Raw genomic sequence first — 26,076 nt, 5'->3', positions numbered from 1 at the left:
GGCAAGCCAATTTGAGAGCCACACCGAACCCTGATGGTGGGCAGCCGAACGAGAGAGCACCCCCACCGGGCACCTGGACCGGATCCTGGCCGGGACCCGATCGTGATACCAGTTTCTAACTAGCCGACGAGCGGACGTCGGCGTCGGCCGGGTTCTGACGACGGATTCGCCGACGAGGAGCGTGCCCACCATCCGATCGACCGCAGCGGGTTTGACACATATGCCAGTATTGTGTCGACCCTTTGATACAAAGCTGGGATGGGCATGGGCACCTTCGCCGTCATTCACTTTGCGGCCCTCGCGGTGTCGGCCGCTGTACTGCTGTGGCTGCTATGGCCGAGTGAGCGCAGCGGGCCGAGGCTTCTCCGCAGATGGGGGGTGCCCGATCCCACCGAGGAACAGGGGCGAATCGTACGTACCTACCTGCGAAACCGTCGTGTGCTGTATGTGGTGTTTTTGGTCTTGCCCGGCTATTGGTTCGGCGGGCTCTGCTGGATACTGATCGCGTTACTGCTTGCTGAGCTGATCGCGATGATTCGACCGGTACGCGGCCGTTTCCGAGTTGCCACACTCACCCGTCGCAGCATCGGTGACATGTTGCCGACGTGGATGATCGCCGTACACCTCACTGCCGTGGCGCTGGCTGTCTGCGGTGTGTTGCTGACGTCCGCGGCGGAGACGTCGGCTACAGGACCGGCGACCGCCGGCGAGCCGTGGATCTCGGTGGCTGCGGCTGTGGGTAGCACGGGCGTTGTGTATGCCGTGGCGTGGTTGGCGATCGCCCGGCCCGCCATGGGCGACGTCGCGGTCGACACGGCGCTGCGGCTTCGCAGCGCGCGCGTGATGACGGGTCTGGGCACCATGGCCGCGGCGACGTTGCTCGCCGATGCGCTCTGGGGCTTGGCCAATCTTCGGCGGTCGGGCAAGGAGATGCCGGACTGGGTGGCGTGGATCGGCCCCCAGGCAATCCCGTTCGCCCTTGTCACGCTCCTGCTGGGCCTGGTTGCCTGGTGGTTCATGGTCAGGGTCCGGGTTCTTCGGACCGGCGCCGACAGCAAGCGTACTGTCTGCCATGACTGACCCTGTCCAGATCGTTGTCGAGCCGGACAGCGGTGTGGCACCGTGGCGCCAGGTGCGCGATCAGATCGCGGCCCGGGTCGGCTCCGGCGAACTGCCGGTCGGTTCGCGGTTGCCGACCATCCGGCAGCTCGCCCGCGATCTCGGCTTGGCCGCCGGCACCGTGGCGCGGGCGTATCACGAGTTGGAGATCGCCGGTATCGTTCACACCGCCCGGCGACAGGGAACTGTTGTGGCGCAACATATTTCCAATGACCGAGCCACCGATGGACTGCGTCTTGCGGCAGCAAGCTATGTCACAAACGCTCGCGCGTTGGGCTTCGACGCAGAGGCCACCCTCGCCGCCGTCGCCAACCTGCTCGAAGCATTCGACAAGTAATTCCCCCGAATCGATTTCGGTCCACGGCACAGACTGAGCCACGTCCGATAATGCCGCTGGTCGGGCGTTGGCCGGTCGTCCAGATTGGTTGGCTGGCAAGGCTTTCAACGCACGGAAATGCCGAATGCAGGATGTCATGAGCAAGGATGTCGTTGCCCGACAAGGGCTGTCGGGGCGACGGACGTGTCCGTCGCCTGGTGTGGGCTTAGCGGCCGAAACTGCGTCTGTCGAACCGGCACCGGGTCAGCCAGCGGGTTTCACCTCGAACTGCTGAGTCTTCTCGCCTGCAGCGCAGGAGCCGTAACTGAGCGCCTTGGAGGAGTTGTCCGTGGGCAGTCCCCAGCAGAAACGAGCCCGTCCCTCGTGGTTACGTTGATCTGTCCTGGTGTCGACGGAGCTGACACCGTGCCCGCGAACTGGGACTCGATTTCCTTGCTTTCCTTGGCCCTGATCGTGGCGCAGTCCTCGGATCTGATCCGCGCCACATTGGTTTGGGACCTGCCCCCACTGTGGTCGGGCAGTTCTTACTCGTCGGCGATGGATGCTGACGGCCAGTTCTCCACCGGCATTCCGAGGGAGAGCCCCCTGGAGGCGAGGACGTTCTTGATCTCCGCCAGGTCTTTCGTGCCGAGGTTCGGTGTCTTGAGGAGTTCCACTTCGGTGCGTTGAACCAGGTCGCCGATGTAGTGGATAGCCTCGTCTTTGAGACGGTTGGTAGTACGGACGGCGAGGTCGAGGCTATCGACCTTCCGAAGAAGGACTGGAGCCAACTCCGCAGACCTGGCGGTCTGGGCGGCATCCTCTTGATCACTCATGATCAGTATCTCATTCCATCGCGGATCAGCGTGCCGTGTGCGGTGGTGGTGTGCCGCGTAACTCGGTCAAATCGTCGGTGACGGTCTTCCAAAGCAGTTCGAGCGCAACCCGTATCGGATCATCACCCCGTGACCCGCGGACGAGGGCGTGCTCCCGGAAGGTGGTCAATCCCCAGTTCTCCCTGCCCCCGGAGCTGTAGTCGGGGATGCCCACCTGGTCGACCTTCGGATACTCGAAGCCGTCCAGTCGCTTGGTGAGCAGGCCCACGGCCGCGCGCGTGGCGGTTTCCGCGGTGGCACGGTCGGGCAGTCCGGCACGTGCCTGTACCTGGCCGATGAAGTCGTCGTCTGGCATGGGATCTCCTTCCGAACCGCTCTGTCCCGGTGCTACCACCTGGAATCGGCGGCAAACTCCTCCCCACGCTGCCGAACGCACGAAAATGCCGCGTTCCGGTCGCCCGGGGGGCCACAGTCGGTGGGCAATAAACGATCTTGCGGACTGCACGCTCATGGCTCCATGAGCGCCAGTGGCTGAATCATGGCTGGCAACTGAATCCTGGCCATGGGCTGGCCTCGAGGCGTAAAGTTGCTGGTCCACCTCGTCCGTAGAACGGCTGGAGCAACCATGGCGTTCCTGTTTTGCAACACGCGACAGATCCAGCTCGGTCCGCCTCACCCACCGACCATCGGGGAACACAAGGCCAACATCGCGCACCATCTGAATCAGAGTGCCTTTACCGACGTAATCAACAATGACGCCGAAGTTGCCGGCAATCGGGCCGGCATGCGTCTGTCCGTACTCCACCTGCCCATCAGCGGTGGACGCTTCTATGAGCAGGTTATGGCGGCAGGCGACAACCGCGATGCCACACTCGCGCTGGTCAACGAGACTGTCGCAGCCCTGAACTTCTGAAGACAAGAAACTCCTCGTGACGAAGCCTCGGCAACGCACGAGAATGCCGAGAAGTGGATGTCGGTAGGCCGCCAGCGATCTTCTCCCATCTGCGAAGCAGGCCCTCGCGTTGGTATCCGGCCGACTCCGCGGCGCGCCATGATCCCTCGTTCCATGGCTCGACATACAGCTCGAGCCGCGACACTTCCTCCAGAGTCCCGGCCCACGAGGTGAGCAGGCGCAGAGCCCGCCCTGCGTAACCACAGCGTCGATAGGCCGGTCCGACCCAGTACCCGACCGATGCTCTGCCATGACGAATATCTCGCCGCCGGAGCCCGATCTGCCCTACCGCCGAACCGGTGTCGAGATCCGAGACGGCGAACGACCACCCTTCCCCGGTCGCTGCCCGTTGGTACTGGCGCCGGATGAAGGCCTGCCCGTCGGCCTCATCCCCATGAGTAACCACCGTCGTGATCAGCGGAATCAACGGATCCTGCCCGGCGTCGACGATTAAGCCCACGTCTGCTGTCACAAAGGGCCGCAGCCGAATCCCCTCGCCCTCCAATACCGGCACCACCAGCGCTGTCACGAGCCCTACCCCACACCTGAGAGCCGCAGTCACGCAATTCGGTGACGTGGCGTCGACCGATCGACAGTGTGATAACCCGTTCCACATCTGTGCTGTCGTCGGTGGTCCCACGACTGGTAGAAGCAGAGGCTGAAACACCCGGTATCCCACCCGGGCGGAGGACACAATGCGGACAAGTCTTCCTGCTCACTCCAATGCGTTGTGCAGCAGTCGGTTTCGCGATGTGCCTATCGGGTAGGGCGAAGCGAGAGCGAATTGTCAGCGCTGTGGCCGCGTAACCACGACGACCTGGTTACCGGCATACTCGACCAACCGCAGAAGGGACTCGACATGACTGCCGATCCATCCACCGCCACCTGGTTCAAGAGCAGCTACAGCGATGGTGGCCCCGACTGCGTCGAGGTGGCCTTCCTCGACCACGGCCGCGTCGGCGTCCGCGACTCCAAGAATCCGACCGGCCCGGCCCTGGTCTTCACCGGCGACGAGTGGGCCGCCTTCACCGACGTACTGGACAACGGCGTCATCGCCGACCCGACCGCCTGATTCGGACCCACCAACTGTGCTCAGTGCCGGACCCCCCGACAGCGGTGCCCGGCCCGAAGCACGAACACCGGCCGCACGACGATTCACCCACGGCGATCTCGGTGAACGGAACCGGCCGGGGGTGCACGTGCTGGCAGTGCGCTGCCGCTACACCTCGCATCCTGACAGGTCATACAATGAATGACCGCCACGCCCGGCAATGCACGCTCATGGCGCTGCGCGGTCGTTCGGCACAGCGAGATCGACTGCGGCGCAGGACGTCCGCACATGCCGAGTTGAGGGCGTTGCAGAAGCTGCCGTCAGGCGGGAGGGCGGTCACACACCGGTGCGGACTCGAGCGCATGGTGGCGGATCCGATCGAGCTGGAAAGCAGGCGCGGGCAGTTGCTGGCGCAGGTGGGTGAGCTGCGCTGTGCGGCGCCGAACTGTCCGAAGGGTATGCGGCATTACCCGAGTCGGGGCCGATCATCGATACCGGTTGGGGCCGGGCACTGGCTACCCCCGGCTACTCGCGGGCTGCCGCCGCGACAGTGCGAGTATGAGCCCGCGGATCGCGGCGGCGACCAGCAGGAACGCGGCCGCGATCCCGGTGCCGAGAAACGTTCCCCAGAGGATGACGAAGGGACCGATGTAGCCGACCTGCGGCCAGAATCCGCAGGGCCCGACGTCTCCGGGGATCGCGACGCACTCCGGGTGGTCGTTCATGGCGAACACGATGGTCGCCGATATCGACAGGACCAGTGCCCCCAGCAACGCGAACATCAGCCCTTTGAGCAACCACATGGGGGCCACTGTACAAAAGGTCCGCGCAAACGCGCGGACCTTCGTCGTGCCATTGGATTGGGTTGTCGGACAGCGTGTTCCGAGCGGCGGCCCCGCCGCCCCGCCACGCAAATCATCCGCACAGGCCGACGAGTGTGCGTCTGCTCCGGAGGCGGATACGGGATGTTCTGAGGGTATCGGCATCCGGCTTGCCCTGGATTCGGTACGCCAGAGTTCGCTCTCGTCGGTATCACGTGTGACATCGTGTGGCACTCGGTCACGGCACCAACCCGCTACTCGCCAAGGCCCAAGGCGCGCCTGCCTCACGCGCAGTCCAGCCACCGCTTCACATACAGCAGCACCCACCGGAGGTGATGCGGATCTTCTCCGAGAAGCTCTTCACTCGCGCCACGCGCCGACCCGACTCGACGGCGCCGTCGCTCGGTACCGGCAGCTGTGCGCCACCGGTGTTGCCGGGACCGACGCAGCGGATTGCCGAACGCATGTTCGAGACTGCACACTGTAGTCATGCATGATGAGCAGGGTGGCTGGGCTGGCCTCGACTGGGCGGCATGGACCGATCCAGGGCAGATACGCGCACGTCTAGAAGCGGGTGCCGACCCCGATGCCCTACTGCGTTACCACCAGAGACCGTTGGACATTGCCGCCGTACACGGGTCTGCGGAGGTGGTGGCGGAGCTGGCGTCGTGGGTGTGTGATGTCGACGCGATGGCGTTGGGCCGTACCGCGTTGTGGCGTGCGGTGTACGCCAACCGTCCCGACAACGCCCGCGTGTTGCTGGCTGCGGGCGCTGATCCGGCGCGACCGATGATGGCGGGCTGGTCCCCGGGAAGGCTGAGCCTGGCTGGGCAGCATCCGCTGGTCACCGGCGAGTTGTCGGCCTCCGAACAGGCCGCGGTCGAGGAAAGGCGCCAGCTGACCACGGCACTGGGCGAAACATGGGTCGACGGGATGAGCCTGGTCTGTGTCGCGGGCATCGACGCGGCCGAGGCTGTCCGCCGGTTGGACGCCGAGGTCGTCCCGGCGGAATCGGTGACCGAGGAAGACATGTGCACCTATCCTCCGGCCAGCCACACCGAGTTGACGATGTGGGCGACCGACGTGCCCGGCGGCTGCGCAATCGTCCAACCCTGGTACTACATCGCCTCGGCGCCCGGCATCTCCATCCGCCTGTCTCCCGGCACGAAATGCTATGGGATGTACTTCAACCCGAAGAGCGGCTGCCAGGGCCGCACCAGTTTCGACGGCGTGCTCACCGACTCAGATATCAGTCCCGCCCCCATCCCGGACGAGGAGGATTCCGCCGAGGACATCCTCACCTCGTATCTGTATCAGTTCGATGTCCTCGCCTACTGCTGCGCGTGGGCCGGGTTGCGCCCGCGCGACGCGCGCGCCTTCGCTGGACCGCCGGACATCTGGCTACGTGTGCCCGACGGCGACTATCTGTACCGACCCTGACCGCGCGGATGACCGAACTGGTGGCCGCGGGCGCGGGGTGTCCCAGATCGCGAGCAGTACGAGCGCCTTTCATACATTCTGCAAAGGTGTCGACTGGCCGAACCGGAGAGGTATCGCCGCCGGCGGGACGAACCGCCCGGCCTCTACCTTCTCCCGGCGGAGAGCCTTGGGCAATGGTCGGATCGCGACGAGGACCAACGGTTCCCATTCGACCCGAAAGCGTGGTCGACATTCCAGTCGATTCCGCGTTCGTTCGGTTCTGACGCAGCGATGACGAGATCGCCGGCGGCGAATTCTATTCGGGGGCAATCTATTTGTTCCGATGGGACACGTCGCAGCCGCGATGCCTCGCGACGCGGCTGTCGACATAGTTGCGGTGACTGACACCGGCCCTTTGTTCCGTTTGGGTGCTATCAGATTGGTCGGGCCGCAGCCCGGTAGCGGGTCCCTTGGGGGGTAGATGAGACAGATCCTGTTCGCCGTGATGATTGCGTCGGCGTGTCGATCACGTTGACGCCGATGCTCGTCCGCTTGTTCACCCGCGAGAAGCTGGGCCAGGAAATCCGCGCGGCGTTGCCGCAGAGTCACCAGGTCATCGCCGCAGCCGCAGGACTGATGCTCTTCTACGGCGAGCACCTCGCCGTTACGGGCAATGGTTGAGAACGTACTGATGTGCCGCTGGCGGGTCGGTAGCCGGGGAAGATCGACTGCGCCGCAGGACATCCTGAAATGCCGTGTTGAGGGCGTTCGATCCGTTATCGGCCCCTGGAGCGTCCGGCCGAGCGGGTCGGGCTGTATTCCGCCCGTGGGTCCGCTTCGGGGTAGCGCTGTCGATCGATGATCATCCTCTACCAGTACACATCCCAAACCTCGTTGGACTTCGACCATTACAGGCCGGAACACCAGGAGCGGACCGGCGGCCCAGCCCACAGGTGGATTGGCGTTCTCCGCTCCGATGAAGCGCACCAACGAGGCCGAGGGCTCTGACGAGCGTTGCCGTCGCGCACCAAAACCAGTGCCTACCAGCGGGCTACGCCGTATCCGTCGGAAGTTCGGCCAGTCGGCGACCGCGCCGCGCGACAGGTATGACGCAGCCCACACTCGCTCCTCGCACACCGCGATACCAACCCTCGTAGTATGAACAATTAGTTCAGCAACCAAGGGACGCTCGCCGACCCGAACAAGCTATTCGAAGCGTTGACGCCGGAGGAGGGGATGGGGCAGGCGGTCGCGGCGACCGCACCGTACGCGACCTATCCTTGGCCGATGAATACCAGCCGCCGGGGCGGGCATTGCGTCTAATTCGTAGTGTAGACAAGATCGTCTGTGTGACTCGGGGAGTGTCGTTGTCCAAGATTCGTATCATTGGCGCTGTTGGCGTCGTCGTTATCATTCTCCTGGCAGGCTCGCTCTACTTCGGCTTGCGCAACAAGGCTGATAAAGCTCCGGCGAACCAGAAAGCGATCTCGGTGGCGGTCGACGTGACCAATCTGCCGCAACGCGTGATTCAGGTGAAACAGACGATTCCCGCTCAGCCGGGTGAGATGGTTTTACTTTTTCCGCAGTGGCTGCCCGGCAACCACTCTCCGTCCGGTCCGATCGACAAGATCGCGGGCATCACCTTCACCAGCGCCGGGAACAAGCTGGAGTGGAAGCGTGATCCGCTGAACGTGTATGCGTTCAAGGTTGCTGTGCCCGACGGCGTGGAATCGATCAACGCGAGCTTCCAGTACCTCACCCCCACCGATTCCACTCAAGGGCGCGTGGTGATGACGCCGAATATGCTGAATTTGCAGTGGAATGCCGTGGTGCTCTATCCGGCCGGTGCTCCCGTCAGTGAGATTCCCTTCACCGCGAGCGTTACCTACCCGCCAGGATTCGAGGCCGGAACCGCGCTGGAGATCGCCGGCAAGGACGGCGACACCGTGAATTACAAGCCGGTTCCGTTGGATATCCTCGTCGACTCGCCCGTGTATGCGGGGCGCTACCACAGAGAGTTCGACCTGGCTCCTGGCGCGAAAACCCCGGTGCGGCTGCAAGTATTCGCAGACGCACCGGAGCAGCTCGAAGCCAAGCCCGAGCACATTGAGCTGCACAGGGCTCTGGTGCGACAGGCTCTGGCACTGTACGGCTCACAACACTATGACCACTACGACTTCCTGCTGTCGTTGTCGGATCAGCTCAGCTCCAATGGGTTGGAACACCAACGATCCAGCGAGAACGGCCGACCCAAGGACTATTTCACGGGGTGGAACCCCGCGGTTGGCAGCGCCGATCTACTCGCGCACGAGTTCACCCATTCCTGGAACGGCAAGTTTCGACGCCCGGCCGACCTGTGGACACCCAACTACAACGTCCCGATGCAAGACAGCTTGTTGTGGGTCTACGAGGGACAGACGCAGTATTGGGGCAACGTGCTCACCGGACGGTCCGGCTTGCGACCCGCGGAAGCCTCTCGTGATGCGTTGGCTTCGGTAGTCGCCGCATACACCGAAGACCGGCCCGGACTCACCTGGCGCAATCTGCAGGACACCACCAACGATCCCATCATCGCTCAGCGGCGTACGAAGCCGTATCGGTCGTGGCAGCTCAGCGAGGATTACTACCGGGGCGGGCAACTGGTGTGGCTGGGGGTGGACGCGCGTATCCGTGAGCTGTCGGGGAACACGAAGTCACTCGATGATTTCGCTCGCGCGTTCTTCGGTGTCGACGATGGTAAGTGGGCGTCACAGAACACCTACGACTTCAACGACGTCGTCTCGACGCTGAATGGCGTGGTCTCCGACGATTGGGCGAAGTACCTGCGCGATCGCCTCGACGGAAAGGAACCGTTCGCCACGAGTGTCGAGAAGACGGGGTGGAAGTTGGTCTACGACAACAACCCAGGCGCCTTACTCACGGCTCAGATGAAAGAGGCCGAGGGCGCAGTCAACTACACCTACTCGATCGGTCTCAACGTGTCCGGTGAAGGCAAGGTCACCGACGTGCGATGGGACGGACCCGCATTCAAGGCAAAAGTCGGCTCCGGGATGACGGTGGTTTCGGTCAACGACGCCCCCTATTCCCAAGCCACGATGGAAGCCGCAATCGAGGCGGCCAAGACAGACCCCGCACCGATCCGATTGCAGGTGAAGGACTTCGATCAGACACGGACCGTTGAACTGAACTATCACGACGGCCTCCGTTACCCGCATCTGCAACGCATCGACGGCACCCCGGACTACCTCACCCAGATCCTGGCCGCGCGGAACTAGCGCCGTACGGTCTAGCATCGCGACGTCGCGGGCGCGCGGTTGTCGCGTGTGGGTCGATTGTCCAATCCGGTCAGTCTTGACTCGCCCTGGTGGTGAGTTTTCGATGACTGGATGGCATTTGGGCGATGCGGGCGCTGGTGTTAGTGGTGGTTTGGGACGGGCGCTTGGGTTACGGGCGGAGGGGGTTGTTCGACCAATTCGTCCAGGCCGGAGGCCCAGGGGGCCAGCTGCGGCCGTCGATCAGGAGTTTTCAGACGGTGGGGGCGGGGGGCGATGTGGTGGCGGTGACGTGATAGTGGGGCACGGTGATCCTTTTGTTGTTGAGCGTTGTGGCGCAAGGGATTAGGTGGGGGTGGCCAGGGCGAAGGGGAGGACTGCGGGGGCACCTGCGCGGCGGAGGGTTCGGGCGGCGAGGGTTAGGGTCCAGCCGGATTCGGTGTAGGTGTCCACCAACAGGATTGGGCCGTCGAGGGATGGTAGGGCTGGGGGTTCCCAGGAGTCGTAGAGGGCGGCTACGCGGTGGGCGGAGTTGGCGGCCGAGACCGGTGGGCGACCGGGGCGCGGGTGGAGGGTGCCGAGGTCTTGGAGGCGGCCGACCTTGGCGAGGCGAGTGGCCAGATCGGTGGTCAGTTGGGGGTGGGTAGGGGAGGGCATGGCCATGACGGAGGTGGGGCGCTGGGCCCAATTCCATTCGCGCAGAACGGCTATGCAGGCGTCGAAGATGTGGTCGGGGACCGGGCCGTCGGGCGCGTCGAGCAGGGCGCGCAGGCGGGTGCCCCAGCCGAGGTCGCTGAGGCGGCCCAGGACCCGACCGGTCTCGAGGCCGTCGGTTATCTTGCCGGACAGGGGAATTCCGAGTTTGGCCATGCCGGTGGGCCACTGTTTGCGCGGGGAGAGGTCGATGCCGGGGCGGTCCAGGCGGGTGCGGATGGCGGCGAGGTCGGCCTGGTCCACCGCGGTGTCGGGGCGGGTGCCGGTGCAGTTGTCGCAGCGGCCGCAGCCCTGGTCGGTGAGGCCGGGGTCGTCGAGCTGGCGGCGCAGGAAGTTCATCCGGCATTCGGTGGTGGACTGGTATTCGATCATCGCCTGCTGTTCGGCCTCGCGGGCCGCGGCCAGGCGCTCGTAGCGTTCGGCGTCGTAGTGCCACGGTTGGCCGGTGGCCAGCCAGCCGCCGCGCACGCGGCGCACCGCGCCGTCGACGTCGAGCACCTTGAGGACCATTTCCAGGCGGGAACGGTTGAGCTCGACCAGCGGTTCCAGCGCGATGGTCGACAGCGGGCGCTCGCGGTCGAGGGCGTCGAGCACCGCGCGGACCGCCGGTTCGCGCGGGAAGGCCACCGAGGCGAAGTAGCTCCAGATGCGGCGGTCTTCCGGGCCGGGCAGCAGGATCACCTCGGCGCGTTCGGTGCCGCGGCCCGCGCGCCCGACCTGTTGGTAGTAGGCGATGGGTGAGGAGGGTGCGCCGACGTGCACGACGAAGCCGAGGTCGGGTTTGTCGAAGCCCATGCCCAGCGCGGAGGTGGCCACCAGCGCCTTGACCTCGTTGTCGAGCAGGGCCGCCTCCAGTGCCTCGCGTTCGGCCGGATCGGTCTGGCCGGTGTAGGCCGAGACGCGGTGGCCGTGCGAGGCGAGGACGTCGGCCAGGTCGTGGGCCGCGGCGACCGTGAGGGTGTAGATGATGCCCGAGCCGGGCAGCTCGTGCAGGTAGCGGCTCAGCCAGGCGGTGCGCTGGACGGCGTCGTCCATGCGGATGACCGACATGTGCAGGGATTCGCGGTCGAGGGTGCCGCGCAGGACCAGGGCGTCGTCGCGGCCCAGGCCGATCTGGGTGGCCACGTCGGCGACCACGCGATCGTTGGCCGTGGCGGTGGTCGCCAGCACCGGGATATCGCTGCCGAGGTCGGCGATGAGGGTGCGGATGCGCCGGTAGTCGGGGCGGAAATCGTGGCCCCAGTCCGATACGCAATGTGCCTCGTCGATGACCACCAGCCCGGCGTCGGCGGCGAGTTTGGGCAGTACCGAATCGCGGAAGTCCGGGTTGTTGAGCCGCTCGGGACTGACCAGCAGTACGTCGACCGCACCGGCGGCGACCCGGGCGTGGATCTCGTCCCATTCGGTGACATTGCCCGAATTGATCGTCGCCGCAACGACTCCCGTGCGCTGGGCGGCGGCCACCTGGTTGCGCATCAGCGCCAGCAGGGGCGAGACGATGACCGTCGGCCCGCGGCCCTGGGCGCGCAGCAGTTTGGCGGAGATGAAATACACCGCCGATTTGCCCCATCCGGTGCGCTGCACCACCAGCGCGCGGCGACGGTCCACCACCAGCGCCTCGATGGCCGTCCATTGATCCTCACGCAGCCGCGCATGCGGCCCGGCCAGGTCGCGGAGCAGCGTCTCGGCGGATTCGCGCAGGTCGGTAGTCATGGGGCCTATCGTGCCCGAGCCCACCGACAACCGGCCAGAGGCGAATCGGACATCCGCACCCTTTATGGAGCATTTGTATCCCGCACACGTCGATAAGCGGTGCGGATGTCCGTATCGCGAAGGTCGGCCGACTATAGCGTGGAGGTGGCGGCCGCGAAAGGGCATTCACCTCGCGCTCGGTTTATTGCCGCGGATGCAGGTGGCCCAGAAATCGTGTCTCACGGCATTCCAGAGTCCGTCGAATTCCGGCAGCATTTCGCGAACCTCCACGAGATCCGGATAGTCGCGGGGTCCGAAGGAGACGGCCGGGGTCGGATCGGTGGCGTCGTAGACGGCCACTATTCCGATCCGGCAGGCTCGATCGAGCCGCCAAACGGCTTGCAGCCCATTGTCTTCTGTGCGATGGATACCCTCCATGATGTCGTTCGGTCAGCTGGTCGGATGTTCTGTCGATGTAATCTCCGAATTGTTCATTGGTACCCCCGATCGGTCGTAAAGTGTTGGGTGCGCCCGGGTTCCAGCTGGGGAGATTTGGAACTGGGTGGGACTTGTCTTCGTGGGTCCCGCGTCCCGGGCGCGGAGTAAGCACAGCTCGAACGAGGTCTCGGCGCAAGCGCAACAGCGAAACGATCCGAAACCTCCAGCGTCACATCCGCAATGCACGGATCTTTCGTTCAGACCAGGGAGGATGCCATGGGGGATACCAACCCGAAACGCACTGTGAGCGGTCCCGAAGTACCCCGCCGCCAGCTCGGCCGTCTGCTTCGCGATCTGCGGCAAGGAGCAGGATTGACGATTGCTCGGGTCGCCGAGCTCATCGAATGCGGGACTGCTACGGTCCAACGCCTGGAGACGGCTGGCACGCAGCGTATTGACCTGAACGAGCTCGAGGCCTTCTGTCGGGTATGCGGGGCGGACGACCACACAGTCGAGGCATTGCGTGATTTTGCGCAGGGCGGAAGTGAGAAGGGCTGGTTTTACAACTTCGAGCTTTATCTGGGGCTGGAGGCGATGGTCGAGTCGCTGACTATGTTCGCGGAGATTATGCCCGGGTTGTTGCAGACCGCTGATTACGCGCGTTTCTTGTTCCAGGTGGGGCACCCCGATGAGTCCCCCAGTCAAATCGAGCGGCGGGTCGAGATGCGCATGCGCCGTAAGCGTTCGATCGTACGGAAGGGCCGGCCGGTCCGGCTCGATGCCGTTGTCGATGAAATGGCGCTGCGCCGGGTGATCGGTGACAGGCGAATAATGCGGGCGCAGTGTCGCCACTTGGCGGACATGAGCACCAGGCCGAATATTACGGTCCGTATCTTGCCCTTCTCCGCAGGCCTGCCTGTGGGGGAGGTGACAGGACCTCTCATCATCATGGACTTCGGATCGAGGCCCGGTGGCGAGCCACTCGAGCGGTCCCTGGTCTACGTCGAGAATTACCGGGGCGCAATGTATTACGACGACAAAGACGAGGTCAAGGCCTATCGGGCCACGCACGAGGCGATGGTGCGGGCGGCATTGTGCCCCGACGCCAGCAGGGCGTTGCTTCGGCAGGCGGCGAGAGAGTACTCGGCATGACCGGCGACAAATCAGGAGCCCGCTGGTTTCAGGAGCAGTCACAGTGGTGGCAGCCAAACTTGGTGGCTGTCCGTGACTCCAAGAACCCGACCGGCCCCGCCCTGACCTTCACCCCCGCTGACTGGAACACCTTCATCGCAGGTGCCCAACACGGCGAATTCGACTGCCCCTGAACAGCTCTCAGAACTGCACCACGTACTGGATGAACCCCCGGTTCTCCGCTACCCGGTCGTAAAGCCGACGCGCGGTTCGGTTGCTCTCGTGCGTATGCCAGTACAACCGTGAGCAACCATGCTCACGTGCCCATTTCTCCGTCGCCGCGATCAGTGCGCGGGCGACGCCCCGACCGCGGGCCCCAGGATCGGTGAAGAGGTCTTGGAGGTAGCAGACGTCGGGGGAGGTGGTGCTGGCGTGGACGAGGAAGTGGGCTATGCCGACGAGGTGGTCGTCCAGGCGTGCGCCCAGGGCGTGGATGCGGTCGTCGTTGCGGATTTCCTTCCAGGTGCGGTCGGCCTGGTCGGAGGTGAGGTCGCGGCCGTAGAAGGTGTTGTAACCCTGGAACAATCGTTCCCAGGCGTGGCGGTCGCTGGCGCGTAGAGTACGGACTTCGATCACCGGGCCCATGGTGCCATCGTTCGGGCTTGCTCGCGGATTCGAGCCATTGGCCGGTTTGTCAATCCCCGAAAGGTTGCGGCCTGGGCGGGGTTAACGGGTGCGCTGGCCCGGTCGATTTTTCGACGTGATGAAAAATGTTGTGGCGGTGGCCGTTTCGGTGCTGGCCCTGGGTGTGCTGGCGGGCTGCGGTAATGAGGGTGGCGGGGGTGTCGCGGCCGACCGCACGGTGGTGACCATTTCCGGCTCCGCCGCGACCGGGTCTGCTCGGCCGAGTACGGCCGCGCCGGAGACCGCCACGGGGTCGCAGGTCGCGCCGCAACCGCCCGCGCCGCCCGCCCAGCCCGGGCCACCCGCCCCACCCGCGACGAAGGCGCCGCAGCAGCCCCCGCCCGCCCCCGGGGCGGTCGACTCCGGCGACATCCAGATGCGGGAGGCCAACGCCCGCGATTACCAGCGCGACAGCCGCCGCTACTTCTTCCAGTCGCCGTGGGGAAGTGTCATGTGTGGCTACACCGTCACCGACGCCATCATGGGATGCCAGCTCATCCGGGTCAAGGTCGCCTCCCCGGGACTCCCGGACTGTCGAAACACGGGTCATATCGCAGCCGAGATCGATAAGTTCGACGCTTCGCGATTCACCTGCCTCCCACTGCCGCACTACGTGGTCGACCCACACGGCGGCAGCCCGGCTCTGCCCTATGGCCAGTACTTGGACGTGGCCAATGTGGTCTGTGAGTCACGCTCCGCGGGGATCCGATGCACCGCCGGGAACAGCGGGCATGGATTCATGGTCGGGCCGGATGGGCAGTCGTTGTTCTGAGCACGGAATCACTCGCGCACCAAGCGCAGTTTGCGCAGCAGCGCCGGATGGGTGATCGCCCACAGCACGACACCGATGGCGAGCAGGATGGCCGCGACCACGTATTGGAACCGGTCGCGGCCGGTGAACGGGGTGACCAGGAAGCCGCAACACAGGGCGCCGATCACCGGCAGGATCGTGGGGGTGCGGAAGTGCTGGTGTGACACCGGATCTCGGCGCAACACCAGTACGGCGATATTGACGATGGTGAAGACCGCGAGCAGCAGCAGGGCCGTGGTGCCGCCGAGTTCGCGCACCTCGCCGACGAAGGTGATCAGGCCGATCGCGAGCAGGGTGGTGAAGGCGATCGAGACCCAGGGGGTGCGGCGCATCGGGTGGACCTGGCCGAGTACCCGGGGGATCACGCCCTGGCGGGCCATGCCGTAGAGCAGGCGGCTGGCCATGAGCATATTGATCAGTGCGGAATTGGCGACGGCGAACATGGTGATGAAGGCGAAGATTCGGGTGGGAAAGGCAGGCGCGCCGATCTCCACCACCTTCAACAGTGGGGTGTCGCCCGCGCCGAGTTCCTGCAGCGGGACCAGGGCGACCGCGGTGATCGCCACCAGCACGTACACCACGCCGGTGATGCAGATTCCGGCCAGCAGCACCTTGGGGAAGATGCGGCTGGGTTCCTTGCATTCCTCGGCCATGTTCACCGAGTCCTCGAATCCGACCATGGCGAAGAAGGCCAGGGTGGTAGCGACGATGACGCCGCCGAGGGCGGTCCGGTCACCGGTCTCGAATTCGACCACGCGGCTGAAGTCGCCGTTACCGAAACCCAGGGCCCACAGGCCGATTCCGACGATGATCAGCAGGCCGCTCAGCTCGACACAGGTGAGTACGACATTGGCCCAGACGCTTTCGCTGACGCCGCGCAGGTTGACCGCGGCGATCACCGCCATGAAGGCCACCGCCACCAGGGTGATGCCGATCCACGAGCTCAGGTTCAGGTGGAATGCCTCGGTGAAGTTGGCGGCGAAGGCGCGCGCCGCCGTGGAGGCGGAGGTGAGGCCCGAGCTCATCACCGCGAAAGCGACCATGAACGTGAGGAATTGGATGCCGAAGGCCTTGTGCGTGTACAGCGCGGCGCCAGCGGCGTGCGGATACTTCGTGACCAGTTCCAGATAGCTGAAGCCGGTGATGAGCGCGACCACGAACGCGACCACGAACGGCACCCAGACCGCGCCGCCGACATAGCCCGCGACCCGTCCGGTGAGGGCGTAGATGCCGGTGCCGAGGATGTCGCCGACGACGAACAGCAGGAGCAGGCCCGGGCCCATCACCCGTTTGAGGGGAGGTTCGGTATGCGTGGGATCCGCCGCAAGCTCGGCCATGCTGACTCCTCGATTCGCCCCGTCGCGGCTGCCGCCCCCGCGCGCCTGTGGTTCTTGGGTACCGAAAATAGTCGCGTCGCGAGGATTCGGGGCTCTAATCAGTGCAAAGGGCTAGAAGCCGAGCCGGTCGCGAATCTTCGAGGCCCGTTCGCTCACTTCCTGTCCCACGGTGCTCACCGCGGCGCCGACGTCGCGGCCGAGGTTGCGGACGGTGCGGATGAGCGGATCCTCCGATTGGTCGAAGTCGGACCGGTAGGAGCGGGCGGCCTCGCGGATCTCGTCGCTGATGCGGGCGTTGCGATCGTGCTCGCGCAGGGGATAGCGGCCGTCGAGGATGCGGTCGTAGTCGCCGCTGGCGATCCAGCGGCGTAATTCGGCGGCGCGCAGGACCGAGAACGGGTGGGATTGCAGTTCCAGGTTCAGCAGTTTCAGTACGCCGTCGCGCAGATCGCCCGCGCGGTCGTAGTCGTCGGCCTGCTGCAGGAAGGCGGCGTGGTTCATCTCGCGGACCATGGTGCCGCCCGCGAGTTTCATGTGCACGCGCACCGATGCCTCGACGTCCTGGCCGCACAGCAATCCGGCTCGGTCGCCGGACAATTCGGATTTGCGGCTCCACTCCATCAGCGCCGCCACGATGGCCCGCAGCGCCCAGCCGCCGATGGGCATCCAGCCGATCGAGCCCGCCAGTCGCAGCAGATGCAGCAGCATCGTGCGGTAGACGGCATGTCCGGACATCGCGTGTCCGAGTTCGTGGCCGATGACAAAGCGCAGTTCCTCGGTGTCGAGCAGTTCGACCAGGCCGGTGGTGAGGACGATGAACGGCTCGTCCATGCCGACGGTCAGGGCGTTGGCGGCGGGGTCCTGTACGACGAACATCTCCGGGGTCACCGGCGAGTCCAGTATGCGCACGCAATCCGCGCGCAGCTCGTGCAGGAGCCCGAACTGCCGCTCGTCCACCCGCACCGCGGTGGCCAGATACATCAGCCGATGCTGGCGCTCCGGCAGCAGACCCGACAGCGTGCGCAGTACGGTGTCGAATCCGGTCAGCATGCGCAGCATCACCAGCGCGGTGCGGTCGGCGGGATGCTCCCAGGCGCGGGTGCTGATATCCGGGAAGGTGCGCCGGATGCGATCTGGAGTGTCGGTCATGTCGCCCCCGTCAGGTTTCGTCGAGTCCGCGCTTCGCCGAAGGGTTTTCGGGGCGGCCTCGAGACCATCTGACCGCATGGATTGTGCTCGAGGCAAGAGCGCCTCGTCCCCGAGATTCATAGCATTGACCCATGTCTTCCCCACCAGCAGCCGGGGGTCGCAACGAGGCCGTCGAACGCGAGATCATCCGCCGGAGTGACGAGTGGGCGGCGGCCATCGTCGCCAACGACGCCGTCGCCCTGGCCGAGTTCGTGTCCGACGATTGGGTTTTCGTGACCGACCAGGGCATCTCCCCGGGCTCACAATTTCTCGACCTGGTCCGCGCGGGCAGGCTCACCCACTCCGCCATGACCCGAATAGGCGAGCCGCGCATCCGTGTCTACGGCAATACCGCCGTCTGCACGGCCCGGGTCACCAATACCGCACACTACGAGGGGCGACGATACGACGCCGATGAGTGGACCACCGACGTCTTCGTCGAACGGGATGGCAAGTGGGTCTGCGTCCTCACTCAGCTCACGAACTGCCGCGGCTCGGGAGAGTAGAACTCGGTCACCCGGATTCAACTATCCGCTTGGCCGACGCGCGGTACGGCAACCATGGCCGGGTCCAGAACGGCAGTCTCGGCGTGCGTATCGGCTAAATGCCGATGTCGGGAGCTGAAGAGGTACTTCCGGTAGCCGATGGATCGCAACGTCCCGGCCGTACCACGAAGTCCCTAGGAAGATCGCCGAATTCGATCGCCCACCGCGCATGGTGGTCGTGGGCGAGCAATAGCGCCGCTTTCCCGCGGCGAACCCGCCGCTAAGGTGGACCGGTGGCATCGGTCAAACAGGTTCAAATCACTTTCGACTGCGCGGAACCCGAGCGCCTCGCACGTTTCTGGTGCGAGGTGCTCGGTTACGAGTACCAGGGTGAGCATCGCGGTTCGGCATGCGTCGATCCCTCGGGTGTGGGGCCGCGCTTGTACTTCCAGCAAGTTCCCGAAGGAAAGGTTGTCAAGAACCGGGTGCATCTCGACGTGTCGGTCGGCGCCGGGCTCGTGGGTGAGGAGCGGGTGGCCGCACTCGAGGCCGAATGCGCCCGACTGGTCGCGCTCGGTGCGGTCCGCGTGCGATTACTGCGTTCCGACGGCGTTTACGAGTCGTGCCTGGTGATGCAGGACATCGAGGGCAACGAGTTCTGTCTCGATTGAGCGGGTGTCATTTACGCACCCAGAGCCCCCAGCCCTTCAGTTCCCGGCTGCACGAGTAGTCGGCGTAGATATCGCGGTTGACCAGGTTGTGGCCGGTCTGGCCGCACACCGCCTGCGTCGGATATACGCCGTACTTGATCCAGGGGGTGCCGGGCGGGGCGGACTCTCCCGCCGCGGGGGGTTCGCCCGGTGCGGCCTGGGCCGCGATCGGGCTGAGCGCGGTGAAAGCGCAAGCGGCGGCGATGGTCAGGACGTTGCGAGCGGACTTTTTCATCGTTCCCCCTCGGGTGCGAGTGTTCGAATTGGCACGCTATCTCCGGATTCGCTTGGCGCGCAGGCTAATCAGGCCGTCACATGTGCGGTCTTGACGTCGACCGGATTCTGCACCGCGACTGGGGAATTCGGTACGGTCGTTGCCGTCGGCGACCGGAGCGGGGGGCGTCACTCGGTGCGGATTCGCAGCCCGGGGTTTTCGGCCAGCACGATGGCTATCGGTTGGGCGATGGTGACCGGGACGGGTTGTGCGGGGCCGATTTCGCCGATGGTGCTGGCGGAGACGATGCCCAGCGCTTTGGTTCCGGTTACCACGGGGCCACCGCTGTCGCCGGGTACGGCGAGAATGTCGGCCCAGAACATGTTGTGCAGAAGGACGTTTCCGTTGGTGGTCAGCGACTCGTCGACGCCGCGGACCGTACCGCAGGTGAAGCCGGTGGTGGCGCCGGATTTGCACGCGGGTGCGCCGACCACGGGATCGGCCACCCCATCGATCGGAATCGCCGGGCCGCCGCGCACCCCGACCAGATTGTTCTGGAAACGGGATTCGGCCGCCGGATCGACGATTCGCACAATCGCGTAATCGCGACCGCCGAACATCGATTTCTGGAAGCTGCCGATCCGCCGCACGGTTCCCAGTGGCCTGCCCGGGGGCGGGGCGAGGTCGAGGACGAGGGCGGCCGCGTCCGGGGTGCCGGTGGCCGCCCGGTCCATATCGCAGTGGCCCGCGGTGATATTCACCGTATTGCCCTCGCTGTCGATGCCGTTGAATCCCGTCGAGCACGGTCCGCCGTTGCTCCTGCGGCCGTTGGTGGTGATGAAATACGGTGTCCCGCCGACGACGGGCGGACCGTCGGCGACGAGTGTGGTGCCCGCGGAGACGACCGACTTCGGTGTCGATTCCGGGTCGGCAATGGTCTCGATCGTGAATCCGGCACTTTCGGCGGCCGCGCGGGCAGCGAGTGCGGTCGGGCCGTCGGTCAGGGTGACGACCGGGCGTCCCGCGTCGTCGAGTCGAACGCCGGCGAACACCGACGGGTAATTCTGGCGCGCTGCCGATGCGAATTCCCCCAGTCGCTGGGCCGTGGCGGAGCGCTGGAGATATTGCGTCACCGTAAGTCCGAGATCGCGGGAAATGGCGACGGCCAATCCCGAAGGCAGATCGGCACCGTGCTGCGGGCTCGCCGAGGCGGCCGTGGCTCCGGTTCCCGCGGCCGACGCCGCGACACCGCAAATGACCAGCACGCGTGCGACGTGGCATCGCATGGACACTCAGCCTCCCACTCGTATTTGCCGGGCCGTTCCTATCCTGCTCCCCGTCGAGCGCGTGCCTGGTGTTTGCTTGCGGGTGTGTTATCGATGATTCGGGTCGGTATTGGCCTGCTCGCGGGGGTCGCGACCTTGTCGGGTGCGGCCGGTGTCGCATTGCATTTCAGTCGTTCGGAGGCTCGGCCGCTGGTGTTGGCCGCCTCCGTCGCGCCGTATCTGATGGTCGGCGCGCTTTTCGGGGTCGTGGTGTTCGCATTGCTGCGGTGGTGGAGCGGGGTGGCGGTGGCGGCCGTGGTGGTGGCCCCTGGCGGCCTGGACGCAGGCGCCGCTGTATGCCGGTGCCGCCGCGGGCGACGGGCCCGAGGTGACGGTGATGCAGGCCAATCTGCTCTTCGACGGGGCCGATCCGCGGGCGCTGGTCGAGCAGGTGCGGGCGCGCAAGGTCGGCGTGCTGACCGTGAACGAGCTCACCCCCGCGGCGGTCGAGATGCTCGGCCGGGCGGGGCTCGACGAGGTGTTGCCGCATCGCTATCTGTCGCCGGGGCGGACGGCGACGGGGACGGGGATCTGGAGCAGCTATCCGCTCTCGGACACCGTGGAATTCGACGGATTCGTCCTGAATCAGCTCGCGGCGACCGCGCATATCACGGACGTGGGGCCGGTACGGGTGTTCGCCTTCCACCCGGTGCCGCCGGTCTACGGGACGCGGGTCTGGGCCGATGAGCTGGCCCGGCTGCGCGGCATACTCGAGCGGTCGCCCGCCGATCCGCCGGTGATTGTGGGGGGCGACTTCAATGCGACCTACGACCATGCGCAGTTCCGCGCGATGCTGTCGGGACGGTTCGGCGACGCCGCGGAACAGGCGGGCGCGGGACATCTGGTTACCTATCCGACCGACAAGCCGATCCCGCCGCTGATCGGCATCGACCACATCCTCCTCGCCGGAGGCCGCGCGGCGGAGGTGTCCGCGGTCGGTCTGCCCGGTGCGGATCACCGCGCCCTGGTCGCGCGCGTTCATCTGGACCGCGAGCGGCGGTGACGTGTCGTGGTTCCCATTCGTCCAAGGCGTTCGCCGTTTGGTGGTGCAGACTGCGTGAATGGCGCTTACCTGGCAAGACGTGGTGGGGATCGCGACCGAACTGCCCGCGGTCGAGGAGTCCACGTGGTGGCGCAGCCCGGCGCTGAAGGTCGGCGGCAAGGGGTTCGCGCGGCTGCGCTCGGAGGCCGAGGGTGGGCTGGTGCTGCTGTGTGAGATGGCGGAGAAGCAGGCGCTCCTCGCCTCGGGCGATCCGGCCTTCTACACCACGCCGCACTACGACGGTTATCCCTACATCCTCATCGATCTGGATCGCGTCGCACCCGATCAACTGCGGGAACTCATCGATGCGGCGTGGTGGGCGGCGGCTCCGGCCAAGGTGCGCAAACAGCGGGAGCGAGACGCCTGACTCAGCGCGGCGCGGGGAAGTCGACCATCGCCCGGAAGCCGTCGCAATGCTCCAGTCCGGCGTCGTGCGGGCAGTCGAGCAGGCGGCGCAGATAGGCGCGCGCGGTGTCGAGCCGGGCCCTCTCGGTGTCGATGGCGGCAATGCGCGCGGTGACGATGTCCCGCCAATCGGGCGCGTCGAGCACGGCGGCGATCTCCTCGACCGGCAGCTGTCCGGTGCCGCGCCACAGGCGGATCAGCGCGATCCGGTAGATCTGATCGCGGTCGTAGCAGCGACGGCCGGACCGGCGGCTGGAGGTGATCAGACCGCGGCGTTCCCAATAGTGCAGCGTCGAGATGGGGAGGGCGAAATGGTCGGCGACTTGCCGGATCGGTATCAGGTCGGGCACCGAACCAGTTGAACTCAACCGGGGTTGAGCGGGCAAGGTGGGCAGCACCGACTCGGAAAGGACGGATATGCCCGTGAGCCTTGGCGTTTCGCTGCCCACCTTCGTCGACAGGGGCGGGGCCATCGGCGATATCCCCGCGCTGGCACGACATGTCGAGCAGGCCGGACTGGACGCGGTGTGGGCCGGTGATCACCTCAGCGCGCGGACGCCGTTTCTGGAGAGCGTGGTCGCGCTCACCGCGGCGGCCGCCGTCACCGAGCGAGTGCGGATCGGGTTCGGCGTCCTGCTGCTGGCACTGCGGCAGCAGGCGTGGGTGGCCAGACAGCTCGCCTCGCTGCAGTACCTGTCCGGCAATCGCGTCCTGCTCGGTGTCGGCGCGGGATTCGATCCGGACGAGTGGCCCGCGGCCGGAATACCTTTCGCCGGGCGCGGGCGTCGAACCGATCGGATGCTGCGCACGCTGCCCGCGCTGTTCGCGGGCGAGCCGACCCCATTGTCGACCGAGCCCGGCGCACCGGTGCTGCGGCTCGAACCGGCCGTGCCCGCGCCTCCGGTCTGGGTGGGCGGGATGTCCGATCGCGCACTGCGCCGAGCGCTCGACCACGGCGCCGGATGGCTGGCCTCGCTGCTCACCCCGGCCGAACTCGCCGAGCGCGCCGCGGTGTCGGCGGCGATGGCCGATGCGGCGGGCGTGCGGGCGCCGGAGGTCGGTACGACCGTATTCGCCGCTCTGAGTACCGATTCCGCGGGGGCGCGGTACGGACGCGAGCGAGTGGTCCGCTTCCTGCGCTCGTTGACCGGCGAGGCGGGGTTGAGCGAGCGGGCGGCGGATCGGCTGGTGGTCAGCGGGCCGCCCGAGCAGCTCGCCGAACGACTCGATCAGTACCTGCGGGCGGGTGCGAGCACCTTCGTGGTCAATCTCTCCGGCGAGGATCTGCCCCGGCAATACGAACTGCTCGCCGCGACCCGCGAACTCCTGCGCGACGCTCAGCCCGTGCGCTGAGCCGTTTCCGCCGCCAGCTCCAGCAGCCGCCGACGGACCAGGTCCGGGCGCTCCTCGGGGATGAAATGCCCGCAGCCCGAGACGTATTCGACGGTGTAGTCGTCCGCGCGGGCGGTGTCCGCGGCGGCGAGGGAGTGGTGGATGGCGCCGTCGTCGGTGCCGAACAGGGCACGGATGGGGATGGTGGCGCGGGGGCGGGGCCCGCGGAGCTGGGCGGGTAGGTCGCGCAGGAGGAAGGTGCGGTAGGTGTCGGTGGCGGCGCGGGCGGTGATCGGATCGCGGAAGCTTTCGCTGTAGGCGCGCACCACCTCGGGTGGGAATGCGGTGTGGTCGGTGACGCCGCGGCGGTAGAGCAGGCGCAGGAACGGGGTGTGCCGATGCAGCGGTACGCCGAGCGTCGCGACCAGCGGCTGGTACAGCAGGAAGCGCCAGGCGTGCGGGGCGAAGGTGCGGGCGCTCTGCCACGGATGGGCGATGTTCAGCGGGAGAAAGCCGTCGAAGCGTTCGGGCGCGCGCAGGATCAGCAGGAATCCGAGGTAGCCGCCCCAGTCGTGGCCGACCAGCAGGACCCGTTGCAGGCCCAGTGAATCGAGCAGGGCCAGCAGGTCGCTGGCGACCTCGTCCTTGCGCCAGCGGTGCGGCGGCGGGCCGGACCAGCCGTAGCCGGGCAGGTCGGGGGCGATGATGCGCAGGCCCGCGGGCGGATCGGCGAGCAGATGCCGGTAGGCGTAGTGATGCTGCGGCCAGCCGTGCAGCGCGAGCACCGGACGCCCGTCGGCCGGCCCCGCCTCGGTGACATGGAAACGTACGCCCCGGGCGGTGATATGGGTTCTGCGTACGCCGGGGATGGGTGGCGGTTCGGTGCGGGCCATACCCGATGCTAACCACGCGATAACGCGACAGCCGCGCCACGCGAACGATTTCCGACTCCGGTCGGACAATTTTCCGACCACGGCATGACAATGGATGCGGCAGACGAGGAGGACGGGCCGATGCCGAACAAGTTCGAGTCACCTGCGGGGTGGTCCCCGCCCGGTACCGAGTTCCAGAGTCGTGGTGTGACGGGCGGCACCCTGGTCGGAATTTTGTTCACGCTGGTGGTGACGCCCGTCGGGATCGCCTTGGCCGCCAAGGGCGGCGCGGACATCCGCTACTGGGTGATCGTCGGCCATGTCACCGATCGCTGGACGGCCGCGCTCGAGATCCTCGGTGGCTCAGTGCTGCTGTTGCTGATCGCCGCCTTCGCCACGTTCTCGCCCGCCGCCACCATCGTGGCCAGCCTGGTGTGGGGCGTCTTTCCCGGCATTCTGCACATCCTGTTTCCGGAGGACACTTTCCGCCTGATCAACGATCTGCCGCTGATCGACAACGCGATGAAGGTGGCCCTGCACGCCTGGGCGACCAACGGCTTCGCGCTGATCTCGGGATTCATGCTGCTGGGGGCGGGATTCGTGGGGGTGTTGCGCAGGAAGTGATCGTCAGCCCTTCACACAGAGCACCTGCCGCAGCGTCGCCACCACCTCGACCAGATCCCGCTGCGCGGCGATGACCTCGTCGATGTCCTTGTAGGCCGCCGGGATCTCATCGATCACGCCCGCGTCCTTGCGGGATTCGACCCCCTCGGTCTGCGCGATCAGATCCGCCACGGTGAACTGCCTGCGGGCGGCGTTGCGGCTCATCCGCCGCCCCGCACCGTGGGAGGCGGACTGGAACGAGGCCGGGTTCCCCTTGCCGCGCACGACATAGGAGCGCGTGCCCATCGAGCCGGGGATCAGTGCCAGCTCGCCCGCGCCCGCGCGGACCGCGCCCTTGCGGGTCACCAGCATCGGCATGCCATCGACGATCTCCTCGGACACGTAGTTGTGGTGGCAGGAGATCGGATCGTCGAAACGCACCGGCAGCCCGCCGAATTCCTCTCGCACGGCCCGGCAGATCAGGGCCAGCATGACCGCCCGATTGCGGGCGGCGTATTCCTGCGCCCAGGTCAGGTCGTGGCGATAGGCGTCCATTTCCGGTGTGCCGGACAGGAATACGGCCAGATCGCGGTCGGGCAGGTCGCGGTTGTGCGCCAGCTTGGCGGCCACCGACATGTGCCGCTCGGCCAGTTCCTTGCCGATATTGCGGCTGCCGGAGTGCAGCAGAATCCATACCTGATCGTCGGTGTCCAGGCACAGTTCCACAAAATGATTCCCGCCGCCGAGCGTGCCCATCTGCTTGTGCGCCTTGGCCTCCCGCCGGTGCACGGCCGGATCCAGCTCGTCGAACCCGCGCCAGAACCGATCCCAGCCGCCACCGGACAGATGCAGCCGCTCGACGTCGACCGGCTCGTCGTGCGCGGCGAATCCGACCGGGACCGCCGCCTCGATCCGCGACCGCAGCGAGCGCAGATCGTCGGGCAGATCGGCGGCGGTGAGCGAGGTCCGCACCGATTCCATGCCGCAGCCGATGTCCACACCGACCGCGGCCGGGGCGACCGCGTCGCGCATGGCGATGACCGAGCCGACCGTGGCGCCCTTGCCGAGGTGCACGTCCGGCATGACGCGGACGCCGTGGACCCAGGGCAGTTGGGCGATCGTGCGCAGCTGGCGCAGGGCGGCCGCCTCGATCTCGTGCTCGTGGGCCCACATGAGCGTCTGCGCCCTGGTGCCGCGCAGCTCGACGGGAAACATGGTCTCGGTCCTCTCTGGAAAGGGGTATCGATCCCACGGTAGGAAGCGCGCGGCGACGGCGCACCCGAATATGTGTGGCCATCGCCCGCGGA

At 66.2% G+C, this 26,076-nt stretch carries 30 protein-coding genes and 1 pseudogene; 16 read left to right on the top strand and 15 right to left on the bottom strand.

Annotated features, from left to right (window positions below; genetic code table 11):
- Positions 1-258: 258 nt before the first annotated feature.
- Together NDR87_RS09855 and NDR87_RS09850 are read left to right on the top strand one after the other, a co-directional pair.
- Positions 259-1,080, top strand: a complete 822-nt coding sequence (locus tag NDR87_RS09855; RefSeq protein WP_251910826.1) for a hypothetical protein — start codon at positions 259-261, stop codon at positions 1,078-1,080.
- A gap of 52 nt (positions 1,081-1,132) precedes the next feature.
- Positions 1,133-1,456 (top strand): GntR family transcriptional regulator, encoded by a 324-nt coding sequence (locus tag NDR87_RS09850; protein ID WP_251910825.1) that lies wholly within the window; start codon positions 1,133-1,135, stop codon positions 1,454-1,456.
- 524 nt (positions 1,457-1,980) lie between these two features.
- On the opposite strand, the pseudogene NDR87_RS09845 reads toward NDR87_RS09850, so the two are convergent.
- Both NDR87_RS09845 and NDR87_RS09840 read right to left on the bottom strand, forming a co-directional pair.
- Positions 1,981-2,229 (bottom strand): annotated as a pseudogene (locus tag NDR87_RS09845) (DNA-directed RNA polymerase subunit alpha C-terminal domain-containing protein); the annotation flags it as partial.
- Positions 2,230-2,296: 67 nt separating this feature from the next.
- Positions 2,297-2,626 carry a M1 family aminopeptidase gene (locus NDR87_RS09840; RefSeq protein ID WP_251910824.1) on the bottom strand — a complete coding sequence of 110 codons (330 nt, stop codon included), beginning with the start codon at positions 2,624-2,626 and terminating at the stop codon, positions 2,297-2,299.
- Positions 2,627-2,896: 270 nt separating this feature from the next.
- Here NDR87_RS09840 and NDR87_RS09835 point away from each other — a divergent pair, with 270 nt between their 5' ends.
- The gene (locus NDR87_RS09835) at positions 2,897-3,184 is read left to right on the top strand and encodes a hypothetical protein (protein ID WP_251910823.1); all 288 of its coding nucleotides are present in this window, start codon (positions 2,897-2,899) and stop codon (positions 3,182-3,184) included.
- On the opposite strand, the gene NDR87_RS09830 is transcribed toward NDR87_RS09835, so the two are convergent.
- Positions 3,153-3,752, bottom strand: coding sequence for a GNAT family N-acetyltransferase (locus tag NDR87_RS09830; RefSeq protein ID WP_251910822.1), 600 nt, complete (start codon positions 3,750-3,752; stop codon positions 3,153-3,155). The genes NDR87_RS09835 and NDR87_RS09830 overlap by 32 nt on opposite strands.
- A gap of 330 nt (positions 3,753-4,082) precedes the next feature.
- Between NDR87_RS09830 and NDR87_RS09825 the strand changes: the two genes are divergently transcribed.
- Positions 4,083-4,295 carry a DUF397 domain-containing protein gene (locus tag NDR87_RS09825; protein WP_251910821.1) on the top strand — a complete coding sequence of 71 codons (213 nt, stop codon included), beginning with the start codon at positions 4,083-4,085 and terminating at the stop codon, positions 4,293-4,295.
- Positions 4,296-4,789: 494 nt separating this feature from the next.
- On the opposite strand, the gene NDR87_RS09820 is transcribed toward NDR87_RS09825, so the two are convergent.
- Both NDR87_RS09820 and NDR87_RS09815 read right to left on the bottom strand, forming a co-directional pair.
- Positions 4,790-5,077 (bottom strand): hypothetical protein, encoded by a 288-nt coding sequence (locus NDR87_RS09820; RefSeq protein WP_251910820.1) that lies wholly within the window; start codon positions 5,075-5,077, stop codon positions 4,790-4,792.
- A gap of 325 nt (positions 5,078-5,402) precedes the next feature.
- Complete coding sequence (locus NDR87_RS09815; protein ID WP_251910819.1) at positions 5,403-5,561, bottom strand: hypothetical protein; 159 nt, start codon at positions 5,559-5,561, stop codon at positions 5,403-5,405.
- Positions 5,562-5,584: 23 nt separating this feature from the next.
- Between NDR87_RS09815 and NDR87_RS09810 the strand changes: the two genes are divergently transcribed.
- The 3 genes from NDR87_RS09810 to NDR87_RS09800 all read left to right on the top strand — a co-directional run bounded on the left by NDR87_RS09810 (position 5,585) and on the right by NDR87_RS09800 (position 9,789).
- Positions 5,585-6,535 (top strand): ankyrin repeat domain-containing protein, encoded by a 951-nt coding sequence (locus NDR87_RS09810; protein WP_251941106.1) that lies wholly within the window; start codon positions 5,585-5,587, stop codon positions 6,533-6,535.
- Positions 6,536-7,033: 498 nt separating this feature from the next.
- Entirely contained in the window at positions 7,034-7,195 is a 162-nt protein-coding gene (locus NDR87_RS09805; protein WP_251910817.1) for a hypothetical protein, read from the top strand.
- A gap of 680 nt (positions 7,196-7,875) precedes the next feature.
- Positions 7,876-9,789 carry a peptidase M61 gene (locus NDR87_RS09800; protein WP_251910816.1) on the top strand — a complete coding sequence of 638 codons (1,914 nt, stop codon included), beginning with the start codon at positions 7,876-7,878 and terminating at the stop codon, positions 9,787-9,789.
- A gap of 342 nt (positions 9,790-10,131) precedes the next feature.
- Here NDR87_RS09800 and NDR87_RS09795 read toward each other — a convergent pair whose 3' ends face one another.
- Both NDR87_RS09795 and NDR87_RS09790 read right to left on the bottom strand, forming a co-directional pair.
- Positions 10,132-12,213, bottom strand: a complete 2,082-nt coding sequence (locus tag NDR87_RS09795; protein WP_251910815.1) for an ATP-dependent DNA helicase RecQ — start codon at positions 12,211-12,213, stop codon at positions 10,132-10,134.
- 165 nt (positions 12,214-12,378) lie between these two features.
- Complete coding sequence (locus NDR87_RS09790; protein ID WP_251910814.1) at positions 12,379-12,552, bottom strand: hypothetical protein; 174 nt, start codon at positions 12,550-12,552, stop codon at positions 12,379-12,381.
- A gap of 354 nt (positions 12,553-12,906) precedes the next feature.
- Here NDR87_RS09790 and NDR87_RS09785 point away from each other — a divergent pair, with 354 nt between their 5' ends.
- Both NDR87_RS09785 and NDR87_RS09780 read left to right on the top strand, forming a co-directional pair.
- Positions 12,907-13,782 carry a helix-turn-helix transcriptional regulator gene (locus NDR87_RS09785; RefSeq protein ID WP_251910813.1) on the top strand — a complete coding sequence of 292 codons (876 nt, stop codon included), beginning with the start codon at positions 12,907-12,909 and terminating at the stop codon, positions 13,780-13,782.
- A complete protein-coding gene (locus tag NDR87_RS09780) occupies positions 13,779-13,955 on the top strand; it encodes a DUF397 domain-containing protein (protein WP_251910812.1) in 177 nt (58 codons plus the stop codon). Before NDR87_RS09785 ends, NDR87_RS09780 begins: the two co-directional genes overlap by 4 nt.
- A 7-nt stretch (positions 13,956-13,962) precedes the next feature.
- On the opposite strand, the gene NDR87_RS09775 is transcribed toward NDR87_RS09780, so the two are convergent.
- Complete coding sequence (locus tag NDR87_RS09775; RefSeq protein ID WP_251910811.1) at positions 13,963-14,397, bottom strand: GNAT family N-acetyltransferase; 435 nt, start codon at positions 14,395-14,397, stop codon at positions 13,963-13,965.
- A 127-nt stretch (positions 14,398-14,524) separates the two neighbouring features.
- On the opposite strand from NDR87_RS09775, the gene NDR87_RS09770 reads away from it, so the two are divergent.
- Positions 14,525-15,217: a hypothetical protein gene (locus tag NDR87_RS09770; protein WP_251910810.1), complete on the top strand. Its 693-nt coding sequence runs from the start codon at positions 14,525-14,527 to the stop codon at positions 15,215-15,217.
- Between the two features lie 8 nt (positions 15,218-15,225).
- Here the strand turns inward: NDR87_RS09770 and NDR87_RS09765 are convergent, their stop codons facing one another.
- Together NDR87_RS09765 and NDR87_RS09760 are read right to left on the bottom strand one after the other, a co-directional pair.
- Positions 15,226-16,593, bottom strand: a complete 1,368-nt coding sequence (locus NDR87_RS09765; RefSeq protein WP_251910809.1) for an APC family permease — start codon at positions 16,591-16,593, stop codon at positions 15,226-15,228.
- A gap of 111 nt (positions 16,594-16,704) precedes the next feature.
- Entirely contained in the window at positions 16,705-17,742 is a 1,038-nt protein-coding gene (locus tag NDR87_RS09760; RefSeq protein ID WP_251910808.1) for a M48 family metallopeptidase, read from the bottom strand.
- Between the two features lie 131 nt (positions 17,743-17,873).
- On the opposite strand from NDR87_RS09760, the gene NDR87_RS09755 reads away from it, so the two are divergent.
- Positions 17,874-18,287, top strand: coding sequence for a nuclear transport factor 2 family protein (locus NDR87_RS09755; RefSeq protein WP_251910807.1), 414 nt, complete (start codon positions 17,874-17,876; stop codon positions 18,285-18,287).
- 272 nt (positions 18,288-18,559) lie between these two features.
- Positions 18,560-18,937 (top strand): VOC family protein, encoded by a 378-nt coding sequence (locus tag NDR87_RS09750; protein WP_251910806.1) that lies wholly within the window; start codon positions 18,560-18,562, stop codon positions 18,935-18,937.
- 7 nt (positions 18,938-18,944) lie between these two features.
- Here the strand turns inward: NDR87_RS09750 and NDR87_RS09745 are convergent, their stop codons facing one another.
- Positions 18,945-19,211 (bottom strand): hypothetical protein, encoded by a 267-nt coding sequence (locus NDR87_RS09745; protein WP_251910805.1) that lies wholly within the window; start codon positions 19,209-19,211, stop codon positions 18,945-18,947.
- 167 nt (positions 19,212-19,378) lie between these two features.
- A complete protein-coding gene (locus tag NDR87_RS37695; protein WP_251910804.1) occupies positions 19,379-20,323 on the bottom strand; it encodes a S1 family peptidase in 945 nt (314 codons plus the stop codon).
- A gap of 529 nt (positions 20,324-20,852) precedes the next feature.
- Between NDR87_RS37695 and NDR87_RS09735 the strand changes: the two genes are divergently transcribed.
- Together NDR87_RS09735 and NDR87_RS09730 are read left to right on the top strand one after the other, a co-directional pair.
- Complete coding sequence (locus tag NDR87_RS09735) at positions 20,853-21,518, top strand: endonuclease/exonuclease/phosphatase family protein (RefSeq protein WP_251910803.1); 666 nt, start codon at positions 20,853-20,855, stop codon at positions 21,516-21,518.
- Positions 21,519-21,576: 58 nt separating this feature from the next.
- A complete protein-coding gene (locus NDR87_RS09730) occupies positions 21,577-21,924 on the top strand; it encodes an MmcQ/YjbR family DNA-binding protein (RefSeq protein ID WP_251910802.1) in 348 nt (115 codons plus the stop codon).
- Position 21,925: 1 nt separating this feature from the next.
- Here NDR87_RS09730 and NDR87_RS09725 read toward each other — a convergent pair whose 3' ends face one another.
- Positions 21,926-22,312 (bottom strand): MerR family transcriptional regulator, encoded by a 387-nt coding sequence (locus NDR87_RS09725; protein WP_251910801.1) that lies wholly within the window; start codon positions 22,310-22,312, stop codon positions 21,926-21,928.
- 73 nt (positions 22,313-22,385) lie between these two features.
- Here NDR87_RS09725 and NDR87_RS09720 point away from each other — a divergent pair, with 73 nt between their 5' ends.
- Complete coding sequence (locus tag NDR87_RS09720) at positions 22,386-23,315, top strand: LLM class flavin-dependent oxidoreductase (protein WP_251910800.1); 930 nt, start codon at positions 22,386-22,388, stop codon at positions 23,313-23,315.
- On the opposite strand, the gene NDR87_RS09715 is transcribed toward NDR87_RS09720, so the two are convergent.
- Complete coding sequence (locus NDR87_RS09715) at positions 23,300-24,187, bottom strand: alpha/beta fold hydrolase (protein ID WP_251910799.1); 888 nt, start codon at positions 24,185-24,187, stop codon at positions 23,300-23,302. The two genes, NDR87_RS09720 and NDR87_RS09715, sit on opposite strands and share 16 nt — an antisense overlap.
- A 186-nt stretch (positions 24,188-24,373) precedes the next feature.
- On the opposite strand from NDR87_RS09715, the gene NDR87_RS09710 reads away from it, so the two are divergent.
- Positions 24,374-24,790, top strand: coding sequence for a hypothetical protein (locus NDR87_RS09710; RefSeq protein WP_251910798.1), 417 nt, complete (start codon positions 24,374-24,376; stop codon positions 24,788-24,790).
- 3 nt (positions 24,791-24,793) lie between these two features.
- Here the strand turns inward: NDR87_RS09710 and NDR87_RS09705 are convergent, their stop codons facing one another.
- On the bottom strand, positions 24,794-25,984 hold the full coding sequence (locus tag NDR87_RS09705; protein ID WP_251910797.1) for an RtcB family protein: 1,191 nt from the start codon (positions 25,982-25,984) through the stop codon (positions 24,794-24,796).
- Positions 25,985-26,076 lie beyond the last annotated feature (92 nt).

The organism is Nocardia sp. CDC159, assembly GCF_023740735.1.
GTDB lineage: Bacteria > Actinomycetota > Actinomycetes > Mycobacteriales > Mycobacteriaceae > Nocardia > Nocardia pulmonis.
Note: the sequence above shows the minus strand (reverse complement) of the source record. Positions and strands in the feature narration are given on the sequence as shown.

Bases quoted from the DNA above. Each gene is read 5' to 3' on its own strand.
- NDR87_RS09855 (WP_251910826.1), top strand. From the start codon at position 259: ATGGGCATGGGCACCTTCGCCGTCATTCACTTTGCGGCCCTCGCGGTG.
- NDR87_RS09840 (WP_251910824.1), bottom strand. From the start codon at position 2,626: ATGCCAGACGACGACTTCATCGGCCAGGTACAGGCACGTGCCGGACTG.
- NDR87_RS09835 (WP_251910823.1), top strand. From the start codon at position 2,897: ATGGCGTTCCTGTTTTGCAACACGCGACAGATCCAGCTCGGTCCGCCT.
- NDR87_RS09825 (WP_251910821.1), top strand. From the start codon at position 4,083: ATGACTGCCGATCCATCCACCGCCACCTGGTTCAAGAGCAGCTACAGC.
- NDR87_RS09820 (WP_251910820.1), bottom strand. From the start codon at position 5,077: ATGTGGTTGCTCAAAGGGCTGATGTTCGCGTTGCTGGGGGCACTGGTC.
- NDR87_RS09815 (WP_251910819.1), bottom strand. From the start codon at position 5,561: ATGCGTTCGGCAATCCGCTGCGTCGGTCCCGGCAACACCGGTGGCGCA.
- NDR87_RS09810 (WP_251941106.1), top strand. From the start codon at position 5,585: ATGCATGATGAGCAGGGTGGCTGGGCTGGCCTCGACTGGGCGGCATGG.
- NDR87_RS09795 (WP_251910815.1), bottom strand. From the start codon at position 12,213: ATGACTACCGACCTGCGCGAATCCGCCGAGACGCTGCTCCGCGACCTG.
- NDR87_RS09785 (WP_251910813.1), top strand. From the start codon at position 12,907: ATGGGGGATACCAACCCGAAACGCACTGTGAGCGGTCCCGAAGTACCC.
- NDR87_RS09780 (WP_251910812.1), top strand. From the start codon at position 13,779: ATGACCGGCGACAAATCAGGAGCCCGCTGGTTTCAGGAGCAGTCACAG.
- NDR87_RS09770 (WP_251910810.1), top strand. From the start codon at position 14,525: ATGAAAAATGTTGTGGCGGTGGCCGTTTCGGTGCTGGCCCTGGGTGTG.
- NDR87_RS09765 (WP_251910809.1), bottom strand. From the start codon at position 16,593: ATGGCCGAGCTTGCGGCGGATCCCACGCATACCGAACCTCCCCTCAAA.
- NDR87_RS09760 (WP_251910808.1), bottom strand. From the start codon at position 17,742: ATGACCGACACTCCAGATCGCATCCGGCGCACCTTCCCGGATATCAGC.
- NDR87_RS09755 (WP_251910807.1), top strand. From the start codon at position 17,874: ATGTCTTCCCCACCAGCAGCCGGGGGTCGCAACGAGGCCGTCGAACGC.
- NDR87_RS09745 (WP_251910805.1), bottom strand. From the start codon at position 19,211: ATGAAAAAGTCCGCTCGCAACGTCCTGACCATCGCCGCCGCTTGCGCT.
- NDR87_RS09735 (WP_251910803.1), top strand. From the start codon at position 20,853: ATGCAGGCCAATCTGCTCTTCGACGGGGCCGATCCGCGGGCGCTGGTC.
- NDR87_RS09730 (WP_251910802.1), top strand. From the start codon at position 21,577: ATGGCGCTTACCTGGCAAGACGTGGTGGGGATCGCGACCGAACTGCCC.
- NDR87_RS09715 (WP_251910799.1), bottom strand. From the start codon at position 24,187: ATGGCCCGCACCGAACCGCCACCCATCCCCGGCGTACGCAGAACCCAT.
- NDR87_RS09705 (WP_251910797.1), bottom strand. From the start codon at position 25,984: ATGTTTCCCGTCGAGCTGCGCGGCACCAGGGCGCAGACGCTCATGTGG.